General features: G+C 72.5%; 17 protein-coding genes and 1 riboswitch. Of the genes, 4 read left to right on the forward strand and 13 right to left on the reverse strand.

Annotated features, from left to right (window positions below; genetic code table 11):
• Positions 1-186 precede the first annotated feature (186 nt).
• The 3 genes from ACWDAK_RS08745 to ACWDAK_RS08755 all read right to left on the reverse strand — a co-directional run bounded on the left by ACWDAK_RS08745 (position 187) and on the right by ACWDAK_RS08755 (position 2,552).
• Entirely contained in the window at positions 187-1,314 is a 1,128-nt protein-coding gene (locus tag ACWDAK_RS08745) for a hypothetical protein (RefSeq protein ID WP_427394076.1), read from the reverse strand.
• Positions 1,315-1,358: 44 nt separating this feature from the next.
• On the reverse strand, positions 1,359-1,703 hold the full coding sequence (locus tag ACWDAK_RS08750) for a hypothetical protein (RefSeq protein ID WP_344635342.1): 345 nt from the start codon (positions 1,701-1,703) through the stop codon (positions 1,359-1,361).
• 87 nt (positions 1,704-1,790) lie between these two features.
• Positions 1,791-2,552: an MBL fold metallo-hydrolase gene (locus tag ACWDAK_RS08755; protein WP_344635343.1), complete on the reverse strand. Its 762-nt coding sequence runs from the start codon at positions 2,550-2,552 to the stop codon at positions 1,791-1,793.
• A gap of 103 nt (positions 2,553-2,655) precedes the next feature.
• Here ACWDAK_RS08755 and ACWDAK_RS08760 point away from each other — a divergent pair, with 103 nt between their 5' ends.
• Positions 2,656-3,105 (forward strand): GNAT family N-acetyltransferase, encoded by a 450-nt coding sequence (locus tag ACWDAK_RS08760; protein ID WP_344635344.1) that lies wholly within the window; start codon positions 2,656-2,658, stop codon positions 3,103-3,105.
• Positions 3,106-3,410: 305 nt separating this feature from the next.
• A complete protein-coding gene (locus ACWDAK_RS08765) occupies positions 3,411-5,054 on the forward strand; it encodes an APC family permease (protein ID WP_344635345.1) in 1,644 nt (547 codons plus the stop codon).
• A 123-nt stretch (positions 5,055-5,177) separates the two neighbouring features.
• Here the strand turns inward: ACWDAK_RS08765 and ACWDAK_RS08770 are convergent, their stop codons facing one another.
• From ACWDAK_RS08770 to ACWDAK_RS08790, 5 genes are read right to left on the reverse strand one after another with little or no spacing between them, the layout of a single operon-like run.
• On the reverse strand, positions 5,178-6,542 hold the full coding sequence (locus ACWDAK_RS08770) for a cobyrinate a,c-diamide synthase (protein WP_427394077.1): 1,365 nt from the start codon (positions 6,540-6,542) through the stop codon (positions 5,178-5,180).
• A gap of 10 nt (positions 6,543-6,552) precedes the next feature.
• Positions 6,553-7,158: a cob(I)yrinic acid a,c-diamide adenosyltransferase gene (cobO, locus tag ACWDAK_RS08775; RefSeq protein ID WP_344635347.1), complete on the reverse strand. Its 606-nt coding sequence runs from the start codon at positions 7,156-7,158 to the stop codon at positions 6,553-6,555.
• Positions 7,159-7,161: 3 nt separating this feature from the next.
• Positions 7,162-9,219 (reverse strand): putative cobaltochelatase, encoded by a 2,058-nt coding sequence (locus ACWDAK_RS08780; RefSeq protein WP_427394078.1) that lies wholly within the window; start codon positions 9,217-9,219, stop codon positions 7,162-7,164.
• Between the two features lie 6 nt (positions 9,220-9,225).
• Positions 9,226-10,761, reverse strand: coding sequence for a cobyric acid synthase (locus ACWDAK_RS08785; protein ID WP_427394079.1), 1,536 nt, complete (start codon positions 10,759-10,761; stop codon positions 9,226-9,228).
• Between the two features lie 55 nt (positions 10,762-10,816).
• Complete coding sequence (locus ACWDAK_RS08790; RefSeq protein ID WP_344635350.1) at positions 10,817-11,773, reverse strand: cobalamin biosynthesis protein; 957 nt, start codon at positions 11,771-11,773, stop codon at positions 10,817-10,819.
• Positions 11,774-11,891: 118 nt separating this feature from the next.
• Positions 11,892-12,073, reverse strand: a riboswitch (cobalamin riboswitch).
• A gap of 251 nt (positions 12,074-12,324) precedes the next feature.
• Between ACWDAK_RS08790 and ACWDAK_RS08795 the strand changes: the two genes are divergently transcribed.
• Complete coding sequence (locus tag ACWDAK_RS08795; RefSeq protein WP_427394080.1) at positions 12,325-13,440, forward strand: alpha/beta hydrolase family protein; 1,116 nt, start codon at positions 12,325-12,327, stop codon at positions 13,438-13,440.
• Positions 13,441-13,690: 250 nt separating this feature from the next.
• Complete coding sequence (locus ACWDAK_RS08800) at positions 13,691-15,196, forward strand: hypothetical protein (RefSeq protein WP_344635352.1); 1,506 nt, start codon at positions 13,691-13,693, stop codon at positions 15,194-15,196.
• Positions 15,197-15,370: 174 nt separating this feature from the next.
• Here the strand turns inward: ACWDAK_RS08800 and ACWDAK_RS08805 are convergent, their stop codons facing one another.
• From ACWDAK_RS08805 to ACWDAK_RS08825, 5 genes are all read right to left on the reverse strand, one after another.
• The gene (locus tag ACWDAK_RS08805; protein WP_427394081.1) at positions 15,371-16,249 is read right to left on the reverse strand and encodes a CDP-alcohol phosphatidyltransferase family protein; all 879 of its coding nucleotides are present in this window, start codon (positions 16,247-16,249) and stop codon (positions 15,371-15,373) included.
• The gene (locus ACWDAK_RS08810) at positions 16,236-16,925 is read right to left on the reverse strand and encodes a phosphatidylserine decarboxylase (protein ID WP_344635353.1); all 690 of its coding nucleotides are present in this window, start codon (positions 16,923-16,925) and stop codon (positions 16,236-16,238) included. Before ACWDAK_RS08810 ends, ACWDAK_RS08805 begins: the two co-directional genes overlap by 14 nt.
• Before the next feature lie 614 nt (positions 16,926-17,539).
• Entirely contained in the window at positions 17,540-18,742 is a 1,203-nt protein-coding gene (locus tag ACWDAK_RS08815; protein WP_427394873.1) for an acyl-CoA dehydrogenase family protein, read from the reverse strand.
• 198 nt (positions 18,743-18,940) lie between these two features.
• Positions 18,941-19,474: a MaoC family dehydratase gene (locus ACWDAK_RS08820; RefSeq protein WP_344635355.1), complete on the reverse strand. Its 534-nt coding sequence runs from the start codon at positions 19,472-19,474 to the stop codon at positions 18,941-18,943.
• 21 nt (positions 19,475-19,495) lie between these two features.
• A complete protein-coding gene (locus ACWDAK_RS08825; RefSeq protein ID WP_427394874.1) occupies positions 19,496-20,476 on the reverse strand; it encodes an HpcH/HpaI aldolase/citrate lyase family protein in 981 nt (326 codons plus the stop codon).
• Between the last annotated feature and the right edge of the window lie 2 nt (positions 20,477-20,478).

Here is a 20,478-nt window from a genome sequence, read left to right on the forward strand (position 1 = left end):
GTTCTCTTCCCTCCCCATCGCGCTGCCGCCCGCACGGGCGACGACGCCGCGTCAGCCGTGGACCGGGCCACGGTATGCGGCCCGGTCCGCTGGCTCCAGCGAATTTGTGCAGACAGGGCCCCTCGCGGAACACCGCGAGGGGCCCTGTGTCCGGCTGGGGCCGGTCAGGCTGCTACCGTCCGGCGATCAGGACACGCCATTGCGGCGGTAGGGCAGGTACCGCTGGTCGTTGTGGTAGTAGGGGTACGGAATCACGTGCGAGACACAGCCCTGGCTGCCGCTGTCCTCGATCGCGATGTACTGGGTGTGGGACGCGTCGGCCCAGCCGCCGAAGATGACGGTGTGGTCGCCCATGATCATCGCGTCGCCCGGCTGCAGGTCGTCCTTGCCGATGCGGTGCGAGATGCTGGACGACATCAGGCCGTAGGTGTCCAGGCCGGGACCGGGCAGGCCCCAGGCGCAGGAGACCAGACCCGAGCAGTCCACCCGGTAGCCGTTGGTCTCGGCGCCCTGGCTGTAACCGAGCTTGTGCTCGGCGCGCTCCAGGGCGCGCTCCACGATGCCGCGGCGGTCGGCGGAGAGCCCGTCGAGGTTGGGCCGGTCGACGACGCCGGCGCCCTCGCCGTTCTTCGGGTGCAGGTGCGAGTGGCTGTTCGCCGGCCAGTCCTCCCAGCTGCTGGAGCCGTTGATGAAGTGGGTGCTCCAGTCGCCGCGACTGTGGTCCTTGATCTCACCGCCGTCGTGCAGGCCGCCGGGGCCGCCCGCGTCGCCGGTGCCGCCGCCACCGTCGCCGATGTGGCCGCCGCCACCCCCGCCACCACCGCCACCACCGGTGTGGCCACCGCCACCGCCGCCACCACCGGTGTGGCCGCCGCCGCCACCGCCACCGCCGCCACTGCCGCCACCGACCCCGTCGGTCCCGGTGTGCGGGGACTTCGGCTTCTCGTGGCTCTCCTGCTTCTTCTTCAGCTCATCCGCGATCTTCTGCTCGGCCTGCTGGTACTGGGAGATCACCTGCTTGATCTTCTGCTCGTCCTCGGCGAGATCCGAGGTGAGCTTCTTCTTGGCCGCCTCCAACTGCTCGGCCTTGTCCTTGATGGCCTTGACGCGGTGCGCGACGTTGGCCGCGACCGCGATGAAGTTCCCGACGCCGAACGGCGCGCCGGCCGCGACGTCCATCGAGGCCGCGTTCTCGACGGCCGCCTTGATGGCCGCGACCTGCTGGCTCATCTCGGTCATCCGCTGGGTGATCTTCTGGAAGTCACTCTGGATCTTGGCCAGCTCCTGCAGCTGGTATCCGAACTGGTCGCCCACGGGGCGGTACTCCTTCGTGCGGTGTGGATGTGGACGCGGGCGGATCAGAACGCGTCGGCGAGGCCCTTGATCTCCTTGCCCAGATCTCCGAGTTCGTCGGCCACGGTGTTCAGCTCCTTGACCCGGCCCTGGGCGTGCGCGATGAAGGCGTCAGCTGCCGCTCCGTGCCAGGTGAGCTGGCTCAGCGCGGTGTTGATCTCCTTGCCGAGCGCCTCCACCTCGTGGCTCATCTCCTCGAGCTGGGCGGCGTACTTGTTCAGTTCGGCGTCAGGGTCGCCGAACATCTTGGTCAGCACCCAGTGCGCGATCTTGGTAGGGGCCCAGAAGACGTCCTCGGCGACGTGCACCGCCGAGCTGCCCAGATCCTTGACGTCGTCCCACAATCCCACAGCCGCTCCCCCATGAGTTCTACTTACAGGCTGATAGTCGGTCAAAAGGCTAGCCGACCTGGACCGAGCCGGGGATACCCAGGCCGCTCAGTGTCCGTGCTGCCCGGCGGTGCGGCGCAGGTAGCCGCCGGCCAGCTCGCGGAGCCGGGCACGGTCGAAGCTGCGCCCGTGGCCCGGGTGGACGACGGACACGTCCAGCTGCGCGAGGAACTCCATGGTGCGCCGGTAGGAGGGCACGTCGGACTCGGGCAGGTCGTCGATGAGGTGCCCGCTGTACACCACGTCGCCGGAGTACAGCACCCCGGTGCGTTCCTCCAGCAGGGCGATGCAGCCGGGCGTGTGACCGGGCAGGTGGAGCACGGTCAGGGTGCGGCGGCCCAGGTCGATCCGGTCGCCGTCCTGGAGCCGGCGGGTCAGGGCTACCGGCTCGACCCGGTACGTCCGGGGGTCGTAGCCGGGGTGCGGCAGGGTCTTGACCAGTAGCTCGGGGACGGGCTCTCCCGCTGCGTCGATGCCGAGCAGCCGGTAGAGCTCGGCGCCGTACAGGCTCGCCGGGACACCCTCCGCCAGCAGCGGGGCCGCCGCGGTGTGCGCGGCCCGCTCGCGGAACTCGTGTGCTCCGCCGACGTGGTCCAGGTGTGCGTGGGTGAGGACCGCCAGCGGATCCCGCTCGAACAGTTGCGGGATCTCCCGGCGCAGAGAAACCACACCGAGGCCGGTGTCCACCACGATGTCACGGTCCGATCCGTGCAACCACCACAGATTCGCGGACAGCAGCGGGTCGACGTGCGGCTCGGTGATGCGGACGACTCCATCGGCTGTCTCGTACCGCTCGTACCAGTTGTCCATGCCGATCGAGTCTGCCGGACGCCGCGAGCCGACCGGAGGGCCGGTCCGGGACCGGCCGGAAATCGCAGGTGGGGCGGCCGGGCGGGCTGCCATACTCCGGCCCATGAACAGTGATCAAGGAAGCGGCCCGACCCTGACCGTCGGCGAGCGCGACACCGACCTCAACCAGCGGCTGAGCGAGGGGCTCGACGCCTTCAACGCGGCGGCCACGGGTGTGGCCGAGCAGGGCACGCTCTCGGTCAAGGTCACCGACGAGGCGGGCGAACTGATCGGCGGGCTGGCCGGGTGGACCTGGGGCGGCCTGTGCGGGGTCTCGTTGCTCTGGGTCCGCGAGGACAGCCGCAAGGACGGCTGGGGCAGCCGGATCCTGCGGGCCGCCGAGGAGGAGGCACTGCGGCGCGGCTGCGACCGCATGGTGGTGTCCTCCTTCACCTTCCAGGCGCCCGGGTTCTACCAGCGCCACGGCTACAAGGAGACCGGCCGGACCCTGGGTATCCCGGGCGGGCACGAGGACGTGCACTTCTTCAAGTCACTGAGCGGGCGACAGGGTTAGACCGACCGGACACGGGAACCGATCGTGCGTCCGGCACCGGCCCGGCGCACGACGGACTCCGCCAGGTGCCGCCTCGGGGCTGGGGGTGGTGACCTGGGGTGCGGGCCGGGACGCCGCAGCAAGCCGGACATACCATCCGACGACTCGGCCGAGGGGCGGCTGTGCCCGCGCGTGTCCGGGTCGCCGGGACTCCTCCGTGCCGGATCTGCGGCACCGTCGGCGTCAGCGCACCGCGCGACACCCCGACCCGACACCGCCGCACGGTCCCCGCGCACCCTCCGACAGAGTCCCGAGAGGCCGAACGCATGGCATCGACCGACCAGATCACTCCGTCCGGCGCGGAAGGGAACGGCAGGCTGCGTCGCGAGGTGGGCCTGATCGGTCTGCTGTGGGCCTCGGTCGGCGCGATCATCGGCTCGGGCTGGCTGTTCGGGGCGAAGAACGCGGTGGTGACCGCCGGACCGGCCGCGCTGCTCTCCTGGGGCATCGGCGCGGTGGCCATCGTGCTGCTCGCCCTGGTGCACGCCGAACTCGGCGGGATGTTCCCGGTGGCGGGCGGCACCGCCCGCTATCCGCACTACGCCTTCGGCGGCTTCGCCGGGATGTCCTTCGGCTGGTTCTCCTGGCTGCAGGCCGCGACGATCGCGCCGATCGAGGTCCAGGCAATGATCAACTATGCCGGGCATTGGAGCTGGGCCCGCGGCTTCCTGCACCCCGACCACACCCTCACCGGTTCGGGCATCGCGGTCGCGGCAGGCCTGATGGCCCTCTTCGTGGTGATCAACTTCCTCGGCGTCAGGGTCCTCGCCCACACCAACAGCGCGGCCACCTGGTGGAAGGTGGCGATCCCGCTGCTCACCGTTCTGACGCTGGCGCTGACCGGGTTCCACGGCGGAAACCTCACCGTGCGCGGCTTCGCGCCGTACGGGGCCAAGGGCGTACTGGCGGCGATCAGCACCAGCGGGGTGATCTTCGCGCTGCTCGGCTTCGAGCAGGCGATCCAGTGGGCCGGTGAGAGCCTGAACCCCCGGCGCGACATCCCGCGGGCCGTGATCGGTTCGGTCGCCCTCGGGACGCTGATCTACATCCTGCTCCAGGCGGTCTTCATCACCTCGCTGCCGCCCGAGACCTTCACCAGCGGCTGGGCCGGGCTCAACTACCCCGGTATCGTCGGCCCGTTCGCGGGACTCGCCACCCTGATCGGCCTCGGCTGGCTGACCGTGCTGCTCTACGCCGACGCGATCATCTCCCCCGGCGGCACCGGACTGGTCTACATCACCTCCACTTCCAGGATCTCCTACGGACTGAGCCGCAACGGCTACGCCCCGCGGGCACTCCAGTGGACGGACCGGCGTTCGGTGCCCTGGGTCAGTCTGATCGTCGCCTTCGTGGCGGGGGCGCTCTGCTTCCTGCCGTTCCCGAGCTGGCAGCGGCTGGTCAGCTTCATCACCTCGGCGGTGGTGCTGATGTACGCGGGAGCGCCGCTGGCCTTCGGGGTACTGCGCAGGCGGCTGCCGGAGACCGAGCGCCCGTACCGCCTGCCGGGCGGCGCGGTCGTCTCACCGGTCGCCTTCGCGGTCGCCGGCCTGGTGATCTACTGGTCCGGCTGGGACACCCTGTGGCGGCTCGGTCTGGCGATCCTGATCGGCTACCTGCTGATGGGCTCGTACGCCTGGTACGCCAACGCCAAGGGCCTGCCGGACGCCCCGCGGATGGACTTCGCCGCGGGCCGCTGGCTGCCGGTCTACCTGGTCGGGATGGGCCTGATCTCCTGGCAGGGCGGCTTCGGCGCGGGAGCCGCCGGCAACCTGCCGCTGTGGTGGGACATCCTGGTGGTGGTCGCCTTCTCGCTGGCCGTCTACTACTGGGCACTGCGGTGCGCGCTGCCCGCCGAGGCGATCGCGCGCAACATCCACGGCGTCCCGGTGACGGACGGGACCGGAGGCTGAACCACCGTCAGCGCACCGCCGCCCCGGGCCGGCGTGGTCGCCACCGCCTGCGGCGACGACCCGTGCGGAGCGGGTCGGCTCCGCTGCGGCCGAGTCGGAGCACCGGATCCACGCGGCCGCAGATCAGGCCGCGCGGTACCCGGCCGCCGCGCGGACCAGCCGTTCGGCCAGCGCCGGTGCGCCCGCCCAGTGCAGATGCAGGTACGAGGCGTGCACCGAGCCTGCCGTGAAGCCCTCCGTGCGCGGCCCGTCCGGACCGCGCCAGCCCCAGGCGGGCTGCGGGCCCGAGCCGGGCTCGCAGACGGTGCGGTGGAACTCGTGCCCGCGGACCCGCAGGCCGGCCGGGGCGAGCACGCTCTCGCGGACGGCCACCGCCTCGCGGTAGCCGAGGGTGAGCCGCTCGGTCATCCGGGCGGTGGTGTCGAGCACGCCGCACATCGGCTTCCCGTCCAACTCCCGGCCCAGGTACAGCAGTCCGGCGCACTCGGCGGCCACCGGCGCACCGGAGGCGGCCAACGCGGCGATCGAGGTGCGCAGCGCCGCGTTCTCGCTGAGCTCGCTGACGTACATCTCAGGGAACCCGCCGCCGATCACCAGGCCGGCCGTGCCGTCCGGCAGTCCGGCATCGTGCAGCGGGTCGAACGGGACGACCTCCGCCCCGGCCGCCGCCAGCAGTTCCGCGTTCTCCGCGTACGAGAAGGAGAACGCCGCACCCGAGGCGAGCGCGATCCTCGGCCGCCCGGGGACCGCCGACACCTCCCCGGCGGCCGACCACGGCTCGGCGTCCAGCGGCGGCGCGCTGCGCGCGAGCGCCACCAGCGCGTCCAGATCGACCGAGGCGGCGACCAGTTCACCCATGTCGCCCACCGCCCGCAGGGCCTCCGCGGAGCGTTCGACCGCCGGGATCAGGCCCAGGTGCCGCGACGGCGTCGCCACACCGGCCGCCCGCCGCACCGAGCCCAGCACCGGGACGCCGGAGCCCTCCTCCAGGGCCTCGCGGAGCAGCAGTTCGTGCCGGTCGGAGGCGACCCGGTTGAGGATCACCCCGGCCAGCCGGACCTCCGGATCCCAGGAGGCGAAGCCGTGCACCAGCGCGGCCACCGACCGGGACTGCGAGGAGGCGTCCACCACCAGCACCACCGGAGCCCGCAGCAGCTTGGCCACGTGCGCGGTGGACGCCAGCTCCCCGCGGCCCCCCGCCCCGTCGAACAGCCCCATCACGCCCTCGACCACCGCGATGTCCGCCCCGGCCGCGCCGTGCAGGAACAGCGGCGCGATCCGCTCCGGGCCGCACAGATACGCGTCCAGGTTGCGCCCGGGCCGTCCGGCGGCCAGCGAGTGGTAGCCGGGATCGATGTAGTCCGGGCCGACCTTGTGCGGGGAGACGGCGAGCCCCCGGGCGGAGAGCGCGGCCATCAGCCCGGTGGCGACGGTGGTCTTGCCCGCGCCCGAGGACGGCGCGGCGATGACGAGACGGGGGATGTTCACGTGCGTCGGACTACCACTCGATCCCGCGCTGGCCCTTGCGGCCGGCGTCCATGGGGTGCTTCACCTTGGTCATCTCGGTCACCAGGTCGGCGAAGGAGGTCAGCTCCTCGGGCGCGTAGCGGCCGGTGATCACCACATGCTGGCTGCCGGGGCGCTCCCCCAGCACCTCCAGCACCTCGGCCACGTCGACCCAGCCCCAGTGCATGGGGTAGGTGAACTCGTCCAGCACGTAGAAGCGGTAACGCTCGGCGGCCAGGTCGCGCTTGACCTGCTCCCAGCCCTCCTTGGCCGCCTCCTCGCTGGACATCGTCATCTCGGTGGACCGCTGCAGCCAGGACCAGCCCTCGCCCATCTTGTGCCAGTCCACCGTGCCGCCCTGGTCGGAGGCGCCGAGCACGCGCAGCGCGTTCTCCTCGCCGACCTTCCACTTGGCGGACTTCACGAACTGGAACACCCCGATGGACCAGCCCTGGTTCCAGGCCCGCAGCGCCATCCCGAAGGCGGCGGTGGACTTGCCCTTGCCGGGGCCGGTGTGGACGGCGGTGATCGGCAGGGTGCGACGCTGGCGGGTCGTCAGGCCGTCATCGGGGACGGACTCGGGAATGCCCTTCGGCATGGCTCAGGCTGCCTTTCGGTCGTAGGAGGCGGTGCGGTGCGCGTGGACCAGTGCGGTGACGCCGTCGGCCCGCAGCTCGTCCAAGGTCACTGCGGAGGCGCGCAGTTGGGCGGCGAGGGTGCGGGCGAGCCCCAGGCGCACCGGGCCGGACTCGCAGTCCAGCACCACGCTCGCCACGCCCTGCCCGGCCAGCAGCCCGGCCGCCCGCCCGGCCTGGGCCAGCGCGTCCCGCCCGCCGGTGGCCCGGCCGTCGGTGACCACCATCAGCAGCGGACGGCGGTGCGGGTCGCGCATCCGCTCCACCCGCAGCACCTCGTGCGCGCGCAGCAGGCCGGCCGCGAGCGGCGTACGGCCGCCGGTCGGCAGCTGCTCCAGCCGGGCGGCGCCGACCTCCACCGAGGAGGTGGGCGGCAGTGCCAGCTCGGCGGCCGAACCCCGGAAGGTGATCATCCCGATCTTGTCGCGGCGCTGGTAGGCGTCCATCAGCAGCGACATCACCGCGCCCTTGACCGCCGTCATCCGCTGTCGCGCGGCCATCGACCCGGAGGCGTCCACCACGAACAGCACCAGGTTGGACTCCCGGCCCTGGCGCACCTGTTCGCGGAAGTCGTCCCGGTGCAGCACCAGGGCGCGTGAGTCGCGGCCCCGCGCCAGCTGGTGCGGGGCGGCGGCGCGCAGCGTGGCGCTCAGGTGCAGCCGGTGCAGCGCGCCCTGCGGACGGCGCGCCCGGACGGTGTGCCCGCCGTCGGTCTCGGCGGGGGAGCGGCGGCCCTGGGCGCCCTTCCCGGTGCCGGGCACCTTGAACAGCCTGGTGCGGTACGGGTCTCCGGCGGCGGCCACCGGCGCCTTGGCGCCGCCGCCCGTGCCCTGCGGCGGGACGCCCGCCTCCGGGGCGGGCTCGCTCTGCGCGGCGGCGGCGCCGTCGGGGGCGTCACCCGGTGCGGGAGCTCCACCGCCGCCACCGGGGCCGCCGTCGCCCGGCCCGTCGCCGTCGCCATCGGGGCCCTGGTCGAGGGTCTGGCCGGGGTCCTCGTCGGGGCCGGACGGCTCCGAGTGCTCCGCCAGCGTCCGGTCCAGCTGTTCCTCGTCCAGCCCGGGCGCGTCGAAGGGGTTGCGCCGGCGCCGGTGCGGCAGGGCGAGCCGCGCGGCCCGGCGGACGTCCTCCTCCGCCACCTCGGTGCGCCCGTCCCAGGCCGCCAGCGCGACCGCCGTCCGGGCCATCACGATGTCCGCCCGCAGGCCGTCCACCTCGAACGCCGCGCACACGGCGGTGATTTGACGCAGCGCCAGATCAGTGAGTGCCACCTTCGGCAGCAACTCCCGTGCCGCGGTGATCCGTTCGGCCAGCGCCCGCTCGTCGTCCGCGTACCGCGCGGCGAAGCCCGCCGGGTCGGCGTCGTAAGAGAGTCGCCGCCGGACGACCTCGGCCCGCTCGTCCGGGTCGCGGGTGGCGGCGATCTCGACCGTGAGGCCGAAGCGGTCGAGCAGCTGCGGACGCAGCTCGCCCTCCTCCGGGTTCATCGTCCCGACCAGCAGGAACCTGGCCGCGTGCCGCACCGATACGCCCTCGCGCTCCACGTAGGAGCGGCCCATCGCGGCGGCGTCCAGCAGCAGGTCGACCACGTGGTCCTGCAGCAGGTTGACCTCGTCGATGTAGAGCACGCCCCGGTGCGCCTTGGCCAGCAGTCCCGGCTCGTAGGCCTTGACGCCCTCGGCCAGCGCCCGCTCCAGGTCGAGCGAGCCGACGATCCGGTCCTCGGAGACGCCGACCGGCAGCTCGACCAGGTGCGCCGGGCGCTGCTCGGCGGGCTGCGGGGCGTGCGGGCCGTCCGGACACTGCGGATCGGCCGCCGCGGGGTCGCAGGCGAACCGGCATCCGGGCACGGTTGCGATCGACGGCAGCAGGCCGGCCAGCGCGCGCACCATGGTCGACTTGGCGGTCCCCTTCTCGCCGCGCACCAGCACCCCGCCCACCGCCGGGGAGACGGCGTTGAGCAGCAGCCCGAGCCGCAGGTCGGCCATGCCGACGATCGCGGTGAACGGGTACGGGAGGTCACTCATCAGCTCTCAGCTCTCCATCAGTCGCGGTGCACCGGGCGGAAGGAACGGCAGTCCGTCCAGTACCCCGTTCTCGATCAGCTTCCACAGCGCATCGGTGTCGGCGTGCTCCTCGATCAGGTCGCCGAGCCGGTCGAGCCTGGCCTCCCGGGCCGCCGCGAACGAGGTGTCCGGCGCGGGGACGAACTCCCGCCCGGACGACTCGGCGATCCGGCGCAGCAGTCGGCGGCGGAAGGCGTCGTTCTCCAGCACGCCGTGCCAGGTGGTGCCCCAGACCGGGCCGAGGCGGCAGCCGTCCAGGCCGTGTCCGCGGCCGTCGGTGACGAAGGTCTCGCCGCCCTCGACCGACACCACACCGTGGTGGATCTCGTAGCCCTCGACCCGCTCGCCGAGCGCCTCGCCGACCGGCCGGGCCAGCACCTTCTCGGCACCGAAGACCACCCGGGTCGGCAGCAGGCCGAGCCCGGCGACCTCGCCGGCCCTGGACTCCACCTCGTCCACGATCACCCGCCCGAGCATCTGGTATCCGCCGCAGATCCCGAGCACCGGCAGCCCGGCGGCCACCCGCGCCTTCAGTGCGGGCTCCAGGCCGCGCTCGCGCAGCCAGGCCAGGTCGGCGACGGTGGCCCGGGTGCCGGGCAGCACCACCAGGTCGGCGTCGGCCAGCTCCTCTGGCCGGGTCGCCCAGCGGACCAGCACGCCGGGCTCCTGCGCCAGCGCGTCCACGTCGGTGAAGTTGGAGAGCCTCGGGAAGCGCACCACTGCCACCCGCAGGACGTCCCGGCCGACCGGCCCGCTCGCCTCCGCCCGGTCCACCACCGTGGTCAGGTCGAGCGAGTCCTCGGCGTCCAGCCACAGCCCGGAGAGCATCGGCAGGGTGCCGAGCACCGGGCGGCCCGTCAGCTGACGCAGCATCTCCAGACCGGGCGCCAGCAGCCTGGCGTCGCCCCGGAACTTGTTGACGAACCAGCCCGCGACATGCCGCTGGTCTTCGGCCGAGAGCAGTGCCAGCGTGCCGTACATCGCGGCGAAGACCCCGCCCCGGTCGATGTCCCCGACCACCACCACCGGCAGTCCGGCGGCCGTGGCCAGCCCCATGTTGGCGATGTCCCGGTCCCGCAGATTGATCTCGGCCGGCGAGCCCGCGCCCTCGCAGACCACCACCTCGTACCGGCTGCGCAGATCGGCCAGGCACTCCAGAGCCCGCTCCAGCAGTACGGGCTTGCGCTCGCGGTAGTCCAGCGCGCCCACCTCGGCGACCGGCCTGCCGAGCAGCACCACCTGACTGCGGCCGTCGCCGCCGGGCTTCAGCAGCACGGGGTTCATCGCAGCCTCCGGCTCGATGCGGGCGGCCTGCGCCTGCATCGCCTGGGCGCGGCCGATCTCGGCGCCGTCGGCGGTGACGAAGGAGTTGAGCGACATGTTCTGCGCCTTGAACGGCGCCACCCGCACGCCCTGCCTGGCCAGCCAGCGGCAGATGCCCGCCGTGACCACACTCTTGCCCGCGTCCGAGGTCGTCCCGGCGACCAGCAGTGCCCCGCTCATGCTCCTCCGCTCCACTCAACAGTCCTTCTGCGGCCACTCGTTCCCGGGTTGCCGCTCACGACCGCCCCCGCCGCCAGGTCCACAGCGCCCGCCCGGTCACGGTGACCGCCAGCGCCAACGCCCCGACCCGTCGGGAGAGCTGACACGCCCGCTCGATGTCCGCCACCTCGACCGGCCGCAACTCCCCACCGAGCACCGGCCGGTGCTCCACCCGCTCGCCGTACCGCAGCGTCCCGCCCAGCCGCACCCCGAGCGCCCCGGCGAAGCACGACTCGGCCTGCCCGGCATTGGGGCTCGGGTGCGCGGAGCCGTCCCGGCGCCAGACCCGCCAGGCGGTCCGCGGCTCGGGCGCGGCGGCCACCGTGAGCAGGGCGGTCAGCCGGGCACCGGGCCAGCCGGCCACGTCGTCCAGCCGGGCCGAGGCCCAGCCGAAGCGCAGATGGCGCGGCGAGCGGTGACCGACCATCGCGTCCAGCGTGTTGACGGCCCGGAAGGCGAGCAGCCCCGGCGTACCGGCCAGCGCACCCCAGGCCAGCGCGTTGACCACGGCGTCGGCGGTGTTCTCGGCCACCGACTCGACGACGGCGCGGGCGATCTGCTGCTCGTCCAGCGTGCTGGGGTCGCGGCCGCACAGGTGCGGCAGCCGCTCCCGGGCGGCGGCCAGATCGCCGGCCCGCAGCGAACGGCCGATCGTCCTGGCCTCCCGGGTGAGCGAGGTACCGCCGAGCACCGTCCAGGTCGCGGCGGCGGCCAGCGCCGCCTGCCCGTACCGGCTGCGCCCGAGCGCCCGCTCGGCGAGGTGCGCCCCGGCCGCGACCGAACCGACGCAGACTGCGGTGTACCCGGCGCCCGCCGCCCGCCGGTCGCGCCAGAGCGCGCGCTCCACCCGCCCGGCGGCGGCACCGAAGACGGCTACCGGATGCCCGCGCCGGGGGTCGGCGAGGACGGCGTCGGCCAGGTAGCCGGCGACACTGCCCAGTGCGAAGGCGGCGGCGCGGTTCAGGCGGGGCACGGTGCGGACACAGCGGCGGAGGCGGACCGCAAGGCGGGCACGGCCGGGTCGAACGGCGGCCGCACAGCGGCCAGGGCAGCCTGCATGGCGTGCGTGTCCTCACTCAGGGTCCGCGCCCTGGATCGACGTACCGGGGGCGAGAGTCTCCTGGCTCCCGGGTCGGACACACCCTCGGGCCTTCCAGCAGCCGGACGACCGGACCGCCGTGACCATGAGTCGAGCGTGCTCCCCGGTGACAGTGGCGGGACCGCGCCGGATTCGCACCGGCTTCCTCTGCATGCCTCCGTTTGGCTGAAAGATCCCACCACGGTCCGCGACCGGGAGTCAACAAACCGCGCGGAGGGCTTGATCACAGCCGTCTCGGCCGTCCACCGCCCACCGCGCGGCACACCGCACGGGGGTGGCGCCGGCTCCGCGGAGCCGCCCGGCTGCCCGCCGCCGCGAAGGCCCGGCCCACCGTCCGCACGGACGGACTACGCCCCGGTGGCAGGCCCGCCGTGCGGAGAGTGGACTGGAAGGTACCGCCCATGAAGGTCACACCGGGGAGCACTATGCGTTGGGGAACCGCCGCCGCCGTGGCGGCCACCGCAGTAGGAGCCGGAGCTGCGGTCATCCTGATCGGCCGCAGGGTGTCCGAGCGCACGGTCCGTCCGCAGCCCGGGAAGCCGGGCCTGGCCGCCACACTGCGGGTGCACGAGGTCGCCGCCGGACACGTCACCCTCACCCGGGCCCCGCAGACCGTACGCGCGGGCCGGTACGCGCTGGAGTGGGCCGGCGGCGGCCACGCGGTGGTCGGCGGGGTGCTGCGCACCGACATCCAGACCGTCACCCGCCGGCTGGAGCGTGTCGACAGCGGAACCCTCACCGTCGGCACCGAGGTCGAGCTGACCCCCCGGGTCCACCTCGGCGATCCGGCCACCGCCCTCGGCCTCGACTTCACCGAGACCGTCGCCCAGGGCGACCTCGGGCTGCTGCCCGCCTGGTACGTCCACGCCATGCGCGGCACCTGGGTGATCCTGGTGCACGGCCCGGGCGCCGACCGCACCCAGGCGCTCCCGGTGCTCCCGGTGCTGAACTCGCTGAAACTGCCGACGCTGACCGTGACCTACCGGGGCGACGCCGACGCCCCGCACCCACCGGACGGACTCGGCCACTTCGGTGAGACAGAGTGGCGGGACGTCGAGGCGGCCGTAGGGCTCGCCCTGGAGAGTGGCGCGGGACGGGTCGTGCTGTACGGCTGGTCGCTGGGCGCCACGATGTGCCTGTTGACCGCCGCCAGGTCCACCCGGCGGGAGTCGGTCGCCGGACTGGTGCTGGACTCCCCGATCCTCGACTGGCAGGAGAGCGTCCGCCGGGAGAGCGTCCGCGCCGGTGTCCCGGGTGTCCTCGCCGAGCTCGGCGCCCTGGCCGCCGAAGGCCGTACCAAGGTGGACCCGGCGGCCCTCGCCCGTCTCGCGGACGGTACTGACCTGCACCTCCCGACCCTGCTGCTGGGCAGCCCGGCCGACGGCATCGCACCGATCGAGGCCGCCCGCCGGCTGGCGCACCGCCGCTGGGACCTGGTGAGCCTGCACGAGGTGCCGGACGCGGAGCACGCCCAGCTCTGGAACGCCGACTCGGACGGCTACGCCGAGGTGCTGAGGCGCTGGCTCACTCCGCTACTCTGAAAACACTGTCACTCTCCGTAGATATTCAATCACATTAGCTGGAAGTGTCGAGGGTCCGGTTCCGGTGCGGATCTGGCGGATGGTCGATCGATTTGTTGGGTGCACGACAGTCAGAACAAGCCAACCATTCGAATGTCAAGCCCGGTTTGCGGGTTGTTGCCCGATCTCTTCCACCTCTTCACACCGGGCGGCCGAAGACGCGCCGAACCCGATGTGACAGAAGGCCGGTGCACGGGGAAGACTGCACGGCGTGACGTCTCGGAACCCGCGCGACCGTGATGCCCCGCTCCAGCCGACGATCGGTACCGGTGCGACGGTGACCCGTCTGCCCGGTGCGGCCCGCCGCGCCGACGGCGCGTACCCCGGCCACCCCGCCGGAGCCCGCCGCCGCGTCCCGGCACCCAAGCCGGGGCGCGGGAGAGTCCCGGTGCCCGACGGTTTCCCCGCTCCGGCCGAGCTCGCCCCGCTGGCCCGCCGGATGCTCGCGGACGCCGTACGGATCGCGCGCTGGGCCGGCGAGCTCGACAAGGTCGACCGCCGGGGCGAGCTGCTCCCCGAGGACGCCCGGGACGCCGGACACGCCCTGGCGATGACGGTCGGCGCCGCGGCCAAGGCCTGGGGTCAGGCCCTGCTGGTGGGCCTGGTCGAGCCGCGCGAGGGCGGCGCCGGGCCGGGCTGGCGGCTGCACGCCTGGGAGCACGACGACGAGGCCGTGATCCGGGGCTGGTCCGCGCTGTTCGACTCCTGGACGCTGGTCGCCCCCGTTCCGCCCGCCGCGATGCGCGGGGTCTTCGCCGTGCTCGCCGGGCAGGCCGTCGACCACGCGCCGCAGTTGCTGTCCTTCCTGCACCTGGTGGACGGCCCGGTCTCCGACGGCGAGCTGCTGGAGCTGCTCCGCCGGGGCCTGGACGAGCGCCGCCACGGCGTCGGGACGGGCACCCTGGCGCTCTCCCCGGTCCCGCACGCGGCCTCGGCCGTCTCCGCCGTCCGCGGCACCTGCCGCGAGCCGCAGGTGGACTCCCCGCCGGTCGCCCCCTCCGACGTCGCCGCCGTCCTCGACTGGATGCTGGACGGCCTCGCCGCCGTCGGCGCCCTGGTCCGCCGGGACGAGGCCGCGGAGCTCTCGCTGCTCGGGCACTGGGCCGTGCGCGCCAAGCTGGAGGAGATCTGCACGGTCGCCCAGACGGCCGCCGGGCACATCGAGCAGAGCGCCCTGGAGCTGCTGGACGCCTGCGCCAACTACTCCCCGGGCCCGGCCCGCGCCGAGTACCGGGCCTGGGTCGCCGCCCGTCCCGTGGACCGCGCGGTCGCCGAGCTGCTGGACGCCGCCCGGGGCGAGGACGCGCTGCTGCGCGGGCTCGCCTTCGAGGCGCTCCGGGTCGCCGGGGGCACCGCCGAGCAGGGCGTCCGGGCCGCCGTGGACGAGCCGGTGCTGCGGCCCTACGCGCTGCTCTGGCTGGCCGAGCAGTCGGACGAGGGGGTCTCCCCGGCCGATGTGCTCGGGGCGGTGGACGCCGCCTGGCTCTGGGTGGACACGGCCGCCGCCGTACTGGACCACGGTGAGACCGAGCTGCTGGTCGGCCATGTGGAGGGCGCTTCGGCGGGCGAGCCGGTGCGACTGTTCAACCGGGCCCGCCAGTCCGGCCACCCCCGCGCGGCCTCGGTCCTCACGGCCGTCGCGGGCGTCCATCCCGACCCCGCCGTCGCCCGCGCGGCCCGCCGCTCCGCCTTCAGCGTGCACCGCGGCGGCGCCTAGCCCCTCCGGGCGGCAGAGTGCCGGGTCCCGGGGAGGGACGGCCCGGTCCTCCGGGCAGCGGACGCTCGTGCCCCGGATTCCGTGCGAAGGCCCTCTGCAGGGTTCCCCGAGAACGACGAAGGGGCCCGGATCCTGTTCAAGGATCCGGGCCCCTTCCGGTGTTCAGGGTGGGCCTCAGTAGCCCCGCGACTCCGCGCGGCGGGCGCGCACGTCGCCCACCTTCTGCCCCACCTTGCGGCGGATGACCAGCAGCGGAGCCATCGCCGCCAGCGTGATCTGCGCGATCGCCCCGATGTGCATCAGCGTGTCACCGCCGGGCAGGCCGGCCGCCCAGGCCGCCAGGCAGCCGATGGAGACCACGATCCAGCAGAGCGTCGCGGTGGCGAGCAGCCCCTGCGGCTTCGGGTACTCGATCCGGCTCACCATCAGGTACGCCACACCGAGGATCATCAGCAGCCCGAGCAGCAGCGGCGGCTCGAGCAGCACGATGGCGATCACCGTCATCGCGCCCATCGGGCAGGGCATGCCCTGGAAGATCCCGGGCCGCATCTTGACGGCCGAGAACCGGGCCAGCCGCAGCACCACCGCGAGCAGCACGGTCACCGCGATGAACGCCGAGAGCTGCTGGTTGCTGTCCGGCGAGACGATGCCCCAGACCGCGACGAAGTAGGCCGGCGCGATGCCGAAGCTGATCAGGTCGGCCAGGTTGTCGAGCTCCGCGCCGAGTGCCGAGGAGCGCAGCTTGCGGGCGACCAGGCCGTCGAACAGGTCGCACATCGAGCCGATCAGCAGCAGCGTCACCGCGGTGGCGGCGCTGTGCCGGTTCGGCATCGAGTCGCCCATCAGGTGCGGCATCAGCACCCCGGTGGTGATCGAGTAGATCGCCATGAAGCCGCAGACGGCGTTGCCGAGGGTCAGGAAGTCGGCGGTGGAGAGGTGCTGCGGCGAGCGGGGAGCGCGCAGCTCGCGGTCGCGCGCCCAGCGGCGGCGGTGCAGGCTGGTCTCCTCCTCGTCACTCAGGCCGACGAGAGTCTCAGGATCAGTCACGGTCAAGGCGCGTCACCCCGGCAGTGGTCTTCTGGCCGACCTCTACGCCGACCTCGACGCCGGCCGGCAGGTAGGTGTCTACGCGAGAGCCGAAGCGGATCAGTCCGATCCGCTCGCCCTGCTCGACCTTGGTGCCGGCGTCCACGTACGGCACGATGCGGCGGGCCACGGCCCCCGCGATCTGCACCATCTCGATGTCGCCGAGCTCGGTGTCGAAGTGCCAGACGACCCGCTCGTTGCGGTCGCTGTCCTTGTTGAACGCCGGGACGTAGCCACCGGCGACGTGCTCCACCGACGTCACCGTGCCGGGCAGCGGCGCGCGGTTGACGTGGACGTTGAGCGGGCTCATGAAGATCGCGATCCGGGTGCGGCCGTCCGGCCAGGCGTCGATGCTCTGCACCACACCGTCGGCCGGGGAGATCACTCTGCCGGTGCCGATCTCGCGCTCCGGGTCGCGGAAGAACCACAGCATGCCCGCGCCGAGCGCGCAGGCCGGTACCGCTGCCAGGGCCCACTTGCCGTTCCGCCGGGTGAGGGCGGTGGTGAGGGCGGCAGTGGCCAGGGTCGGGACGAACCAGGGGGTGGCACCGCGCGCGATCGTCACGCGGGGACGCCGACCATCCGCCGGGGCGTCGAAGGCGCCGGTCGGAGCGGAGGTGTGAGGGGACGGGCTGATGGGCATCGAAGACCTTAGTCGCGGGGGATCATGGCCGCTGGACGGGGGCCACCGCGGGGATCGGTTGAGATGGGGACGGCTACTGTCCCGGTGGATGCTATCGGGACCAGGCGGTAGGTGGGCAAGCCGCCTGCGTGTTCAGGAGTCCGGTGCGGCGCCGATCTGTGCCTGCTATGTGTACGACCGTAGCTCGGTTCGACGCGGTTCCCCAAGGGGCTGAACGAGGCGCGTGACCCATGTCTCAATTCGGGTGAGAGCGACGGGACGGGTCCCGACTGACTGCCGGTCAGGTGGCGGCACCGCCCCCTCGGGAGGGGTTCGACAGGGTGCTGAGCACGCCCTGGGAGCCTTCCTGGGCGTCTCGAGGCGTGCGGATGTGCCGTAGGGCGCGCACCTATGGGTGCGCGCCCTACGACCTTCCCCGAACCGCCGTACCGCCCCCGATGGCTGACCAGGCCCGGGGACCGCGCGGTACGGCGGGGCCCGGAGGCGGGCCCGCACGCCTGCCCCCCGGCCTTCGAATGGCTCTACTGCACGGTGTTCCCCGAGCCCGGAATCGGCGTTGACCGAGTCCGGCATGGCCGGAATCCGGCCGCTGGGTCACCGGCGTGTTGCTCCGCTCACTCCGCGATGCGGTACTCCTCCAGCAGGCGGCGTCCCACGATCATCTTCTGGATCTCCGCAGTACCTTCACCGATCAGCAGCATCGGGGCCTCGCGGTAGAGGCGCTCGATCTCGTACTCCTTGGAGAATCCGTAGCCGCCGTGGATCCGGAAGGCGTCCTCGACGACCTCCTTGCAGTACTCGGAGGCGAGGTACTTCGCCATGCCGGCCTCGAGGTCGTTGCGTTCGCCGCTGTCCTTCTTGCGGGCGGCCATCACCATCATCTGGTGCGCGGCCTCTACCTTGGTGGCCATCTCGGCCAGCTTGAACTGGATCGCCTGGTGCTCGGCGATCTTCTTGCCGAAGGTGGACCGCTGCTGGGCGTAGGAGATGCCCAGCTCGAAGGCGCGGCGGGCGACGCCGCAGCCGCGGGCGGCGACGTTGACCCGGCCGACCTCGACGCCGTCCATCATCTGGTAGAAGCCCTTGCCGGGGACCCCGCCCAGGATCCGGCCGGCCGGGAGCCGGACGTCCTGGAGCACCAGCTCGGTGGTGTCGACGCCCTTGTAGCCCATCTTCTCGATCTTCCCGGGCACGGTGAGGCCGGGGACGGTCGGGTTGGGCCCGAAGCCGGGAGTCTTCTCGATCAGGAAGGTGGTCATGTTCTTGTACGGCGTGGAGCCGCCCTCGTCCGTCCGGCACAGGACCGCGACCAGGGTGGAGGTGCCGCCGTTGGTCAGCCACATCTTCTGGCCGTTGAGGACGTAGAAGTCGCCGTCCTTGACGCCCTTCGTGGTGATCGCCGCCACGTCGGAGCCGAGGCCGGGCTCGGACATCGAGAAGGCGCCGCGGATCTCGCCGGCCGCCATCCTGGGCAGGAAGTACTCCTTCTGCTCCTGGGTGCCGTGCGCGTTGATCATGTGCGCGACGATGAAGTGCGTGTTGACGATGCCGGATACCGACATCCAGCCGCGGGCGATCTCCTCGACCACCAGCGCGTAGGTCAGCAGCGACTCGCCGAGGCCGCCGAACTCCTCGGGGATGGTCAGGCCGAACAGGCCGAGCTGCTTCATCCCCTCCACGATCGCGGTCGGGTACTCGTCCTTGTGCTCCAACTCGGTGGCGACCGGGATGATCTCCTTGTCGACAAAGTCCCGCACGGTGGCGAGGATGTCCCGCTGAATCTCGGTGAGGCCGTCGGTCTGTGCGAGGCGTCCCATCGTGCGACTCCGTATATAGAGAGAAGAAGAGAGGTGTTAGAGGTCTCGCCGCGCGCAGTGCGTCCCGAGCGGCGGCGGGTGAGGGGGTGTACGGGGACCCTGCCGGCGTGGCTGCGGCAGCAGGGCCCCCGTGTCCGGATGGGGGTCGGCCGATGACGGCGGCCTACCCGACCGGGGCCTTGGGAGATCCGGGGGACCTCAGGAGAGCGGAGTGGGACGGCCGGGCTGCTCTCCCCCAGCCTGGCGGCCGGGAGGTGCCCCCTTGCCGCGCTCCTTGATGTACGTCTCGGTCGGCACCATCACCTTGCGCCGGAAGATGCAGACGACCGTACCGTCCTGCTTGTAGCCCTTGGTCTCGACGTAGACGATGCCGCGGTCGTCCTTGGACTTGGACGGCCACTTGTCGAGCACCGTCGTCTCGCCGTAGATCGTGTCGCCGTGGAAGGTCGGCGCGATGTGGCGCAGCGACTCGATCTCCAGGTTGGCGATGGCCTTTCCGGAGACGTCCGGGACGGACATGCCGAGCAGCAGGGAGTAGATGTAGTTGCCCACCACGACGTTCTTGCCGAAGTCCGTCGTCTTCTCCGCATAGTTGGCGTCCATGTGGAGCGGGTGGTGGTTCATGGTGAGCAGGCAGAAGAGGTGGTCGTCGTACTCGGTGACCGTCTTGCCGGGCCAGTGCTTGTAGACCGCGCCGACCTCGAACTCCTCGTAGGTGCGTCCGAACTGCATCTCAGTGGTCTCCTCGGCGGGTCAGGACTGCGGGGGCTCGAACTTGGAGGTGCGCCGGAGCCCGGCGGCGCGGCCCTTGCCCGCGATGACCAGGGCCATCTTGCGGCTGGCCTCGTCGATCATCTCGTCGCCGAGCATCGCGGAGCCCTTGGCGCCGCCGGCCTCCGAGGTGCACCACTCGTAGGCGTCCAGGATCAGCTCGGCGTGGTCGTAGTCCTCCTGGCTGGGGGAGAAGACCTCGTTGGCGATGGCGACCTGGTCCGGGTGCAGCACCCACTTGCCGTCGAAGCCCAGCGCGGCGGCGCGGCCGGCCACCTCGCGGTAGCCGTCGGGGTTGCGGATCTGCAGGAAGGGACCGTCGATGGCCTGCAGGTCGTTGGCGCGGGCGGCCATCAGGATGCGCATCAGGATGTAGTGGTAGGCGTCCGCCGGGTAGCCGGGGGGCTGCTGGCCGACCACCAGGGTCTTCATGTTGATCGAGGCCATGAAGTCGGCCGGGCCGAAGATGATGGTCTCCAGGCGCGGCGAGGCGGCGGCGATCTCGTCGACGTTGACCAGGCCCTTGGCGTTCTCGATCTGCGCCTCGATGCCGATCCGGCCGACCTCGAAGCCCATGGTCTTCTCGATCTGGGTGAGCAGCAGGTCGAGCGCCTTGACCTGGGTGGCGTCCTGGACCTTGGGCAGCATGATGCAGTCGAGGTTCGGGCCGGCGCCCTCGACGACCGTGACGACGTCCCGGTACGTCCAGTGGGTGGTCCAGTCGTTGACCCGGACGACGCGGGTCTTGCCGCCCCAGTCGCCGCTGTTGAGGGCGTCCACGATGTTGTGGCGGGCGCTCTCCTTGACCAGCGGGGCGCAGGCGTCCTCCAGGTCGAGGAAGACCTGGTCGGCGGCCAGGCCCTGGGCCTTCTCCAGGAAGCGCGGGTTGCTGCCGGGAACGGCCAGGCAGGAGCGGCGGGGCCGCAGGTGGTTGACGGCGGCGGGCGACGGTTGTGCGGTCATGT

The sequence above is a fragment of the Kitasatospora sp. NPDC001175 genome, from assembly GCF_053598215.1.

What these genes read in the sequence shown, in the direction of transcription:
- ACWDAK_RS08755 (WP_344635343.1), bottom strand. Translation starts at nt 2,552, where the DNA reads ATGGACAACTGGTACGAGCGGTACGAGACAGCCGATGGAGTCGTCCGC.
- ACWDAK_RS08760 (WP_344635344.1), top strand. Translation starts at nt 2,656, where the DNA reads ATGAACAGTGATCAAGGAAGCGGCCCGACCCTGACCGTCGGCGAGCGC.
- ACWDAK_RS08765 (WP_344635345.1), top strand. Translation starts at nt 3,411, where the DNA reads ATGGCATCGACCGACCAGATCACTCCGTCCGGCGCGGAAGGGAACGGC.
- cobO (WP_344635347.1), bottom strand. Translation starts at nt 7,158, where the DNA reads ATGCCGAAGGGCATTCCCGAGTCCGTCCCCGATGACGGCCTGACGACC.
- ACWDAK_RS08780 (WP_427394078.1), bottom strand. Translation starts at nt 9,219, where the DNA reads ATGAGTGACCTCCCGTACCCGTTCACCGCGATCGTCGGCATGGCCGAC.
- ACWDAK_RS08785 (WP_427394079.1), bottom strand. Translation starts at nt 10,761, where the DNA reads ATGAGCGGGGCACTGCTGGTCGCCGGGACGACCTCGGACGCGGGCAAG.
- ACWDAK_RS08795 (WP_427394080.1), top strand. Translation starts at nt 12,325, where the DNA reads ATGCGTTGGGGAACCGCCGCCGCCGTGGCGGCCACCGCAGTAGGAGCC.
- ACWDAK_RS08810 (WP_344635353.1), bottom strand. Translation starts at nt 16,925, where the DNA reads ATGCCCATCAGCCCGTCCCCTCACACCTCCGCTCCGACCGGCGCCTTC.
- ACWDAK_RS08815 (WP_427394873.1), bottom strand. Translation starts at nt 18,742, where the DNA reads ATGGGACGCCTCGCACAGACCGACGGCCTCACCGAGATTCAGCGGGAC.
- ACWDAK_RS08820 (WP_344635355.1), bottom strand. Translation starts at nt 19,474, where the DNA reads ATGCAGTTCGGACGCACCTACGAGGAGTTCGAGGTCGGCGCGGTCTAC.
- ACWDAK_RS08825 (WP_427394874.1), bottom strand. Translation starts at nt 20,476, where the DNA reads ATGACCGCACAACCGTCGCCCGCCGCCGTCAACCACCTGCGGCCCCGC.